The sequence below is a fragment of the Kitasatospora sp. NPDC056327 genome (genome assembly GCF_042261735.1).
Lineage (GTDB): Bacteria > Actinomycetota > Actinomycetes > Streptomycetales > Streptomycetaceae > Kitasatospora.
The window spans coordinates 1-9,494 of the sequence record NZ_JBHJRC010000315.1; the positions used below are offsets into that span (position 1 = coordinate 1).

Genomic DNA, 9,494 nt, shown 5'->3' on the forward strand with positions numbered 1-9,494 from the left:
GGGAACGTTCCCCGGGGGCCCTCCCGTCGTGCGCCGGCCGCTACTTGCGGGCCGAGGTGACGCGGTAGACGTCGTAGACGCCCTCCACGCCGCGGACCGCCTTGAGGACGTGGCCCAGGTGCTTGGGGTCGCCCATCTCGAAGGTGAACCGGCTCATCGCCACCCGGTCGCGGGTGGTCTGCACCGCCGCGGACAGGATGTTGACGTGCTGGTCGGACAGCACCCGGGTGACGTCCGAGAGCAGCCGGGACCGGTCCAGCGCCTCGACCTGGATGGCGACCAGGAACACCGAGGACTGGGTGGCCGCCCACTCGACGTCGATCATCCGCTCGGGCTGCTGGGTGAGCGCCTCGACGTTGACGCAGTCGGCGCGGTGCACCGAGACGCCGTTCCCGCGGGTGATGAAGCCCACGATGGCGTCGCCCGGCACCGGGGTGCAGCAGCGCGACAGCTTCACCCAGACGTCCTCGACGCCCTTGACGATGACGCCCGGGTCGCCCTTGGCCCGGCGGCGGACCGCCCGCCGGTTGTCGTGGGTGGGGGTGGCCGTCTCGGCGAGGTCCTCGGTGGCACCCTCCTCGCCGCCCAGCGCCTGCACCAGCTTCTGGACGATGTTCTGCGCGGTGACGTGGCCCTCGCCGATCGCCGCGTACAGCGAGGAGATGTCCGGGTAGCGCATCTCGTGGGCCAGGGTGACCAGCGAGTCTCCGGTCAGGATCCGCTGGATCGGCAGGCCCTGCTTGCGCATCGCGCGGGCGATGGCGTCCTTGCCCTGCTCGATCGCCTCCTCGCGGCGCTCCTTGGAGAACCAGGCGCGGATCTTGTTCCGGGCGCGCGGAGACTTGACGAAGCCCAGCCAGTCCCGGGAGGGCCCGGCGTTCTCCGCCTTGGAGGTGAACACCTCGACGGTGTCACCGTTCTCCAGGGTCGACTCCAGCGGCACCAGCCGCCCGTTGACCCTGGCGCCGATGGTGCGGTAGCCGACCTCGGTGTGCACCGCGAAGGCGAAGTCCACCGGGGTGGCGCCCGCCGGGAGTGCTATGACGTCGCCCTTGGGCGTGAAGACGAAGACCTCGTTGCTGGCCAGGTCGAAGCGGAGCGACTCCAGGAACTCGCTGGGGTCGGCGGTCTCCTTCTGCCAGTCCAGCAGCTGCCGCAGCCAGGCCATCTCGTTGACGGCGCCGGCCTTGTCGTCCTTGCGGGTCTGGGTGGGGGTGTCGGTGCGCACCTTGGACGCCCCGGCCACCGCGCGCTGCTTGTACTTCCAGTGCGCGGCGATGCCGTACTCGGCGCGGCGGTGCATGTCGAAGGTGCGGATCTGCAGCTCGACCGGCTTGCCCCCGGGACCGATCACCGTGGTGTGCAGCGACTGGTACATGTTGAACTTGGGCATCGCGATGTAGTCCTTGAACCGCCCCGGCACCGGGTTCCACCGCGCGTGGATGGTGCCCAGCGCCGCGTAGCAGTCGCGGACGGTGTCGACCAGGACCCGGATGCCCACCAGGTCGTAGATCTCGGCGAAGTCCCGGCCCCGGACGATCATCTTCTGGTAGACCGAGTAGTAGTGCTTCGGCCGCCCGGTGACGGAGGCCGTGATCCGGGCGCCCCGCAGGTCCCCCTGGACCTGGTCGATGACGGTCGCCAGGTACTCGTCCCGCTTGGGGGCGCGCTCGGCGACCAGCCGGACGATCTCGTCGTACATCTTGGGGTAGAGGATCGCGAAGGCGAGGTCCTCCAGCTCCCACTTGATGGTGTTCATGCCCAGCCGGTGCGCCAGCGGGGCGTAGATCTCCAGGGTCTCGCGGGCCTTCTTCTCCTGCTTCTCCCTCTTGAGGTAGCGCATGGTGCGCATGTTGTGCAGGCGGTCGGCCAGCTTGATCACCAGGACCCGCGGGTCCTTGGCCATCGCGACGACCATCTTGCGGACCGTCTCGGCCTGCGCGGCCTCGCCGAACTTGACCCGGTCCAGCTTGGTGACGCCGTCCACCAGCAGGGCCACCGAGTCGCCGAAGTCCTTGCGCAGGGTCTCCAGGCCGTAGTCGGTGTCCTCGACGGTGTCGTGCAGCAGCCCGGCCATCAGCGTCGGGGCGTCCATGCCCAGCTCGGCCAGGATCGTCGCGACCGCCAGCGGGTGGGTGATGTACGGGTCGCCGCTCTTGCGCTTCTGCCCGCGGTGCCACTTCTCGGCGACCGCGTACGCCTTCTCGATGTCGCGCAGCAGCGCCGGGTCGGCCTTGGGGTCGTTGGCCCGGATCGAGCGGAACAGCGGCTCCAGCACCGGGTTGAGCACGCTGGAGCGCTGACCGCCGAGGCGGGCGAGGCGGGCGCGCATGCCGCCGGCCGCGGAGCCCCGGCCGGTCAGGGCCGACGGGCGGGACGGGGTCGGCCCCGGGCGTGCGGGGGTGGCCCCCGAGGGCGTGGGCCGGTTCTCGGGGGCGGCCGCAGCTGCCGTGGGCACAACCTCGTCGGGCAAGGACACTCCTCGGGGCACTCGGCCTTGCCCCCCGCGGGCGCCGCGCGGCCGGGGCCGCGGCCCGCGCAACCGGGAGGGGATGAATCTTCATGGTACCGAGCCCCGCGCCGGGACGTTCGGTCGGCCGGGCCCGCACACGCGGCGCACACCCCGCGCACGACGGCGGGCGGTGGCCGGACGAATCCGACCACCGCCCGCCGCGACCGCCCGGTCTCAGACCGTGACCAGCGTCTCCAGCGGAGCGCCTCCCAGGTGCGGGGTCAACCGCTCCCGGCCGTCCAGGAAGCCCAGCTCCATCAGCACGACCACACCGGCCAGTTCGGCCCCGGCCTCCTTGACCAGGTCCAGCGAGGCACCGATGGTCCCGCCGGTGGCGAGCACGTCGTCCACCACCAGCACCCGCTCACCGGGCGCGAAGGCGTCGCACTGCACCTCCAGCGTCGCCGAGCCGTACTCCAGCTCGTACGAGCGGCGGAACACCTCGCCGGGCAGCTTGCCCTCCTTGCGGATCGGCACGAAGCCCAGCCCGGCCGCGAAGGCCGCCGGGGCGGCCAGCACGAAACCGCGCGCCTCCAGGCCGACCACCTTGGTGGCCCCGAGCCCGGCGGCCCGGTCCGCGAGCGCCCGGGTGAGCGCGGCGAAGGCCTCGGCGTCGGCGAGCAGCGGCGCGATGTCCTTGAACAGGACACCAGGCTTCGGGTAGTCCCGGACGTCGCGGATCCGGCTGGTGAGCAGCTCGGCCAGTGCGGTGTCGGCGGTGGTCACGAAGGGTCCTTAGGGTCGGCGGGGATCAGCGCTTGGTGGACGGACGGCCCTTGGCACGCGTGGTGCCGGCCGCCCGGCCGCGCTGACCGACCATACCCGCCGGAAGGTCCTCGTCGGCGATCTCCTCGTCGGCGCCGGCCTCGTCCTTGGCCGCGGCGGCCTTGGCGTCGGCGGCACGCCGCTGGGCGACCCGCTTCGCCAGGGCCTTCATCTCCGGCGCCTCCTCCTTCAGCTGCGCGAGCAGCGGGGTGGCGACGCAGATCGACGAGTAGGCACCGGCGGCGAGACCGATGAACAGCGCCAGCGAGATGTCGTTCAGGGTGCCTGCGCCGAGCAGACCGCCACCGATGAACAGCAGCGCCGCCACCGGGAGCAGCGCGACCACGGTGGTGTTGAGCGAGCGGACCAGGGTCTGGTTGAGGCCCGCGTTGGCCGCGTCGCTGTATGTGAGCTTGTTCTGCTTGGTGAGGTCCTTGGTGTTCTCCTTCACGGTGTCGAAGACGACGACCGTGTCGTACAGGGAGTACCCGAGGATGGTCAGGAAGCCGATCACGGTGCCCGGGGTGACCTCGAAGCCCACCAGGGCGTAGACCCCGATGGTGATCAGGAGGTCGTGGATGAGGGCGACCAGGGCGGCCACCGCCATCCGCCACTCGAACGCGATCGCGAGGTAGATCGTCACCAGGATCATGAAGATGACCAGACCGGTGAGCGCCTTGTTGGAGATCTGTTCGCCCCAGCTGGGGCCGATCACCTGGGCGCCGATCTCCTCGATCGGGACGCCGAGCTCCTTGGAGAGCTTCTCGGTCACCACGGAGGACGTGGTCTTGTCCTCGGAGGAGACCTGGATGCGGATCTCACCGCCCTCGGTGGACTGCACCAGCGGGTGGGACTCGACGATCTTGTCGACCACCTCCTGCGCCTGCGACACCGTGAGCCCGGGCTTGGTCACGGTGTACACCGAGCCGCCCTTGAACTCGATGCCCAGGTGCAGGCCCATCGCCAGGCCGATGCCGGCGACCAGGACGATCACCGCCGAGATGCTGTACCAGAGCTTGCGCCGGCCGACGAAGTCGAAGCTGACCTCGCCCTGGTAGAGCTTGTGGCCCAGATTGGAGAAGCGCGACACGGTGTCAGGCCCCCTTCACGGCGGCGGAGGAGGAGGGGGTGCGACGGCGGGTGCTGCGCAGCGGCGGGCGGGCGCCCAGCCGCTTCGGGTCCAGGCCGGACATCGGGTGGCCCTCGGAGAAGAACTTCCGGCGGGCCAGCAGCGTGATCAGCGGCTTGGTGAAGAGGAAGATCACCACGACGTCGAGCGCCGTGGTCAGGCCCAGCGTGAACGCGAAGCCCTGGACCTTGCCGACCGAGACCACGTAGAGCACGGCGGCGCAGAGGAAGGAGACGAAGTCCGAGACCAGGATGGTGCGCCGGGCGCGCGGCCAGGCCCGCTGGACCGCCGGGCGCAGCGGGGCGCCCTCGCGGACCTCGTCGCGGATGCGCTCGAAGTACACGATGAAGGAGTCCGCCGTGATGCCGATCGCGACGATGGCGCCGCAGACCGCGGGCAGGTTCAGCGCGAAGCCGATCCCCGCGCCGAGCAGGCTCATGATCGAGTAGGTCAGCGCCGCCGAGACGAGCAGACCGGCGATCGAGATCAGGCCCAGGCCCCGGTAGTAGACCAGCGAGTAGACGACCACCAGGATCATGCCGATGAGACCGGCGATCATGCCGGCCTTCAGCTGGTCGCCGCCGAGCTGCGGGGAGACGGTGGTGACGTCGCTGGTGGTGAACTCCAGGGGCAGGGCGCCGAAGCTCAGCACGTTGGCGAGGTTCTGCGCCTCGGTCTGGGTGAAGTTGCCCGAGATCACCGCGGAGCCGCCGGGGATGGCGCTGCGCACGTACGGGTGGGAGACGACCTGGCCGTCCAGCACGATGGCGAACTGGTTGGTCGGGTCGGGCTGCGAGGCCAGCTGGCCGGTGACGGCGGTGAAGGCGTCGGTGCCCTTGCCGTCGAACTGCAGCTGGACCTGCCAGCCGCCGCCCTGCTGGGTGTCGATGGTGGCCTGCGCCTTGGAGACGTTCTTGCCGAGGACGGCGACCGGGCCGAGGGCCAGCTTGTAGAACGCGCCGTTCTCTTCCTTCTGGGTGCAGGCGACGGTCGGCGCGCCCTCACCGCTCTGGTGGTTCTTGTTCCGCTGCTCCGGCTTGGAGCAGTCCAGCACGGCGAACTGCGCGGCCAGCTCCGGCGGCACGGTGCCCGAGGTCATCGCGGCGGAGAGGTCCTGCGCGCTCGGGGCCGGCGGGGTCGCCGCGGCGCTCGGGGCGCCGGTGGCGGCCGGGGCCGGGGTGCCGGTGGCCGGGGCGCTCGCGCCGGTGGTGGCGACGGGCGTCGGCGTGTTGTCGGCCGCGAGGGCCTCGCCGGCCGGGCGGCCCTGCTTGGTGGCGCTCGCGCCCGGCGTGCCGGCTGCGGCCGGGGTCCCGCTCGGGGTGGCGCCGGCCGCCGGGGTCCCGCTCGCGGCCGCCGAGGGCGTCGCGGTCGGGGCGGGGGCCTCCAGGCCGCTCGGGGCCAGGGCGAGGACCGGGCGGAAGTACAGCATCGCGGTGGTGCCGACCTGGTCGGCCGCGCTCTGCTTGTCACCGCCCTTGGGGATGTTCACGATGATGTTGCGGTCGCCCTGGGTCTGGACCTCGGCCTCGGAGACGCCCATACCGTTGACGCGCTGCTCGATGATCCCGGTGGCGATGTCCATGTTGGACTTGTTGATCGCCTTGGGGTCGGTCGACTTCGCGCTCAGCGTGATGCTGGTACCGCCGGCGAGGTCGATACCGAGGCGGGGCTTGGTGTGGCCCGTCCCGAACATGAGAGCGACCAGTCCGACGGTGACGACCAGGATGAGGGCCAGTGCCCGCCCTGGGTAACCGTCGCGCGGGCGCGACTTGGGTGTTGCCACCTTGCTCGTTTCTCCCTGTCCATGCCACTTCCCCCCACCTGACCCCGCCCGGCGCTCCGGCTGGACGGGGTGTGGCGGAACTGCGGCCCTGAGTCCTGTGGGCTCGCGGCGGAACGCCGCGCGGCCGGGCGGGTGCCCGACCGTACTACTTGCTCGCGGGAGCCCCGCCCTCGGCCTCGGCCTTCGCGCCGGCCCCGTCCGCGTCGTCCTTGCTGAACGACAGCGGCTTCGCGTCGGCCTGCTCCGCGTCGACCGCGGCGTCCTCGTCCGAGGCGTCGACGGCCTCGTCCTCGTCCGGACGGCCGTTGATGATCGCGTCGTACTCCGTGCGCTCCAGCACCGCCGCGATCGCGCTCTTGGTGAAGTGGGAGACCACGCCGGGCGCGATCTCCAGCTCGACGGTCTCGTCGTTGACCGACTTCACCAGCGCGTACAGACCGCCGATGGTCCGCACCCCCGCCCCGGGCTCCAGCGACGTCTGCATCTGCTGCATCTGCTGCTGGCGCTTCTTCTGCGACCGGAACATGAGCACGATCGCGAGGATCGGGAGGAGAAGGATGATGAGGTTCACTGCAGCCAGGGTCCTTTACGGGCCGCCGGCCGGCGGCCTGTGTGGTAATGGTCGTCCCGTCAGGTGAGAGGGGCGGTCCGGCGGAGTCTAGGCGACCCCGAACTGATCGGACAACGCCAAGCATCGCATCCTGCCGCCGAAAGTGGCGACCCTCCGCCTGCACGGTTTCCCCGGAACGCTCCCCCGGCTTCTCCGCCCGCCCCCGCCGCGGGCGCGTACGCTCCGCACACGCTCCGCCATCACCCGTTCGGCCCTGACCAGGGGCTCGGTCATCGGTCCGGGTCCGTACCGCCGTCCCCGTCGGGAGCGAAGAGACCCGGCTGGCCGGGCACCGCGCCGCGGCCGGCCGTGAGCGGCGGGACGAGCCCGAGGTGCTGCCAGGCCGCCGCGGTGGCGATCCGCCCGCGCGGGGTCCGGGCCAGCAGACCCTCCCGGACCAGGAAGGGTTCGGCGACCTCCTCGACCGTCTCGGCCTCCTCCCCCACCGCCACGGCCAGGGTGGACAGCCCGACCGGGCCGCCGCCGAACAGCCGCAACAGCGCGGTCAGCACCGCCCGGTCCAGCCGGTCCAGACCGCGCGCGTCCACCTCGTAGACGTCCAGCGCCTGGCCGGCGATCTCCGGGGTGACCACGCCGTCGTGCCGCACCTGGGCGTAGTCGCGCACCCGGCGCAGCAGCCGGTTGGCGATGCGCGGCGTGCCCCGCGAGCGGCCGGCGATCTCGGCGGCGCCGGCCGGGTCGATCTCCACGTCCAGCAGCGCGGCCGAGCGGTGCACCACCCGCTGCAGCTCGGCGGGCGCGTAGAACTCCATGTGCCCGGTGAAGCCGAACCGGTCGCGCAGCGGCGGCGGCAGCAGGCCGGCCCGGGTGGTCGCGCCGACCAGGGTGAACGGCGGCAGCTCCAGCGGGATGGCGGTGGCGCCGGGACCCTTGCCGACGATGACGTCGACCCGGAAGTCCTCCATCGCCATGTAGAGCATCTCCTCGGCGGGCCGGGACATCCGGTGGATCTCGTCGAGGAACAGCACCTCGCCCTCGGCGAGCGAGGAGAGGATCGCCGCGAGGTCGCCCGCGTGCTGGATGGCCGGGCCGGAGGTGATCCGGATCGGGGCGCCCAGCTCGGCCGCGATGATCATCGACAGGGTGGTCTTGCCGAGTCCGGGCGGGCCGCTGAGCAGCACGTGGTCCGGGGCGGTGCCGCGCTTGCGGGCGGCCTGGAGCACCAGCGACAGCTGCTCGCGCACCCGCTCCTGACCGATGAACTCGTCCAGCTGCCGGGGGCGCAGCGCCGCCTCGACGGCCTGGTCCTCGCCGTCGGCGGCGGCCGTCACCAGCCGGTCGGCCGGGTCGGAGTCGTACGGACTCATGGCTGTGGGCTCCAATGTCGACAAACGGACAGGTCGTCAGGTGGCTTCGGCGAGGACCGGCGCCGGGCGGGCGGCGGCGGGCGGCCGGTGTCGGCCCGCCCGGTGTCAGCGTGCCCGGTTGAGACCGCGCAGCGCGAGCCGCAGCAGCGCGCCGACGTCCGGCACCGGCTGCGCCTCGGCCTCCGGGGTGACGGCGGCGACCGCCTCGTCCGCCTCCCGGGGCGCGTACCCGAGGCCGACCAGCGCGGAGTGCAGCTGCTCGCCCCACGGCGTCGGCCCGGCCGCGACCGGCTTCTGCGCCGGTACGGTGCCGTGCGGGGCGCCCAGTTTGTCCTTGTACTCCAGCAGCAGCTTGGCCGCCTTCGCCTTGCCGATGCCGGGCACCGCCACCAGCGCCTTCTCGTCGCCGCCCGCCACCGCGACACGCAGCGCGTCGGGGGTGAGCACGCCCAGGATCGCCTGCGCCAGCTTCGGGCCGACGCCGGGCGCGGCCTGCAGGATCTCGAAGACGCCGCGCTCGTCGTCGTCCGCGAAGCCGAACAGGGTCAGCGAGTCCTCCCGGACCACCAGCGAGGTCGCCAGCCGGGCCGGCTCGCCCAGCCGCAGACCGGCCAGCGTGTTCGGCGTGCACTGCACCGCCATGCCGACCCCGCCGACCTCCACCACCGCGACCCCGCCGGACAGCGCGGCCACGGGTCCTTGCACGAAGGCGATCATCGGAAGTTTCCTCTCGGACCGGGCCGGGACGTCGTACGGGCCGCGTTGACCGCGGCCTCCAGGCGGTTGACGGCGCCGCCGCGCCAGATGTGGCAGATGGCCAGCGCCAGCGCGTCCGCCGCGTCGGCGGGCTTCGGCGGCGCGTCCAGCCGCAGCAGCCGCTGCACCATCGCCGTGACCTGGGCCTTGTCGGCCCGGCCCGAGCCGGTGACGGCGGCCTTGACCTCGCTCGGGGTGTGCAGGGTGACCGGTATGCCGCGCCGGGTCGCGCAGAGCATCGCCACCGCGCTGGCCTGGGCGGTGCCCATCACGGTGCGGACGTTGTGCTGGGCGAAGACCCGCTCGACGGCCACCAGGTCGGGCCGGTGCTCGTCCAGCCAGGCCTCCAGGCCCTGCTCCACCAGCAGCAGGCGCTGCCCGATCCCGGCCTCGGCGGGGGTCCGCACCACGCCGACCCCGGCCATCCGCAGCGGCCGGCCCGGCGCGCCCTCGACCACGCCGACCCCGCACCTGGTCAGCCCCGGGTCGACACCCAGCACCCGAACCAAAGCTCCCCCTCCGTCACCGTCACGACGTCCCTCGACCTGCGAAGGCTACCCTCCGCCACCGACAGCCCCGCCGACGACACCGGCCCGGCGGTCCTGGGGACC

8 protein-coding genes are annotated in these 9,494 nt (G+C 72.4%); all 8 read right to left on the bottom strand.

Annotation, left to right across the window (positions count from 1 at the left end; translation table 11 throughout):
• Positions 1–40: 40 nt before the first annotated feature.
• Positions 41–2,479: a RelA/SpoT family protein gene (locus ACFCX4_RS30965; protein ID WP_376149689.1), complete on the bottom strand. Its 2,439-nt coding sequence runs from the start codon at positions 2,477–2,479 to the stop codon at positions 41–43.
• Positions 2,480–2,686: 207 nt separating this feature from the next.
• The gene (locus ACFCX4_RS30970; RefSeq protein WP_376149691.1) at positions 2,687–3,238 is read right to left on the bottom strand and encodes an adenine phosphoribosyltransferase; all 552 of its coding nucleotides are present in this window, start codon (positions 3,236–3,238) and stop codon (positions 2,687–2,689) included.
• A 25-nt stretch (positions 3,239–3,263) separates the two neighbouring features.
• Positions 3,264–4,367, bottom strand: a complete 1,104-nt coding sequence (secF, locus tag ACFCX4_RS30975) for a protein translocase subunit SecF (RefSeq protein WP_376149694.1) — start codon at positions 4,365–4,367, stop codon at positions 3,264–3,266.
• Between the two features lie 4 nt (positions 4,368–4,371).
• Entirely contained in the window at positions 4,372–6,189 is a 1,818-nt protein-coding gene (secD, locus tag ACFCX4_RS30980) for a protein translocase subunit SecD (RefSeq protein ID WP_376149697.1), read from the bottom strand.
• A 145-nt stretch (positions 6,190–6,334) separates the two neighbouring features.
• Positions 6,335–6,760, bottom strand: a complete 426-nt coding sequence (gene yajC / locus ACFCX4_RS30985) for a preprotein translocase subunit YajC (protein WP_376149700.1) — start codon at positions 6,758–6,760, stop codon at positions 6,335–6,337.
• A 269-nt stretch (positions 6,761–7,029) separates the two neighbouring features.
• Positions 7,030–8,127, bottom strand: a complete 1,098-nt coding sequence (gene ruvB, locus ACFCX4_RS30990) for a Holliday junction branch migration DNA helicase RuvB (RefSeq protein WP_376149703.1) — start codon at positions 8,125–8,127, stop codon at positions 7,030–7,032.
• A 105-nt stretch (positions 8,128–8,232) separates the two neighbouring features.
• A complete protein-coding gene (ruvA, locus tag ACFCX4_RS30995) occupies positions 8,233–8,844 on the bottom strand; it encodes a Holliday junction branch migration protein RuvA (RefSeq protein WP_376149706.1) in 612 nt (203 codons plus the stop codon).
• Positions 8,841–9,392, bottom strand: a complete 552-nt coding sequence (gene ruvC, locus ACFCX4_RS31000) for a crossover junction endodeoxyribonuclease RuvC (RefSeq protein ID WP_376149709.1) — start codon at positions 9,390–9,392, stop codon at positions 8,841–8,843. Before ruvC ends, ruvA begins: the two co-directional genes overlap by 4 nt.
• Between the last annotated feature and the right edge of the window lie 102 nt (positions 9,393–9,494).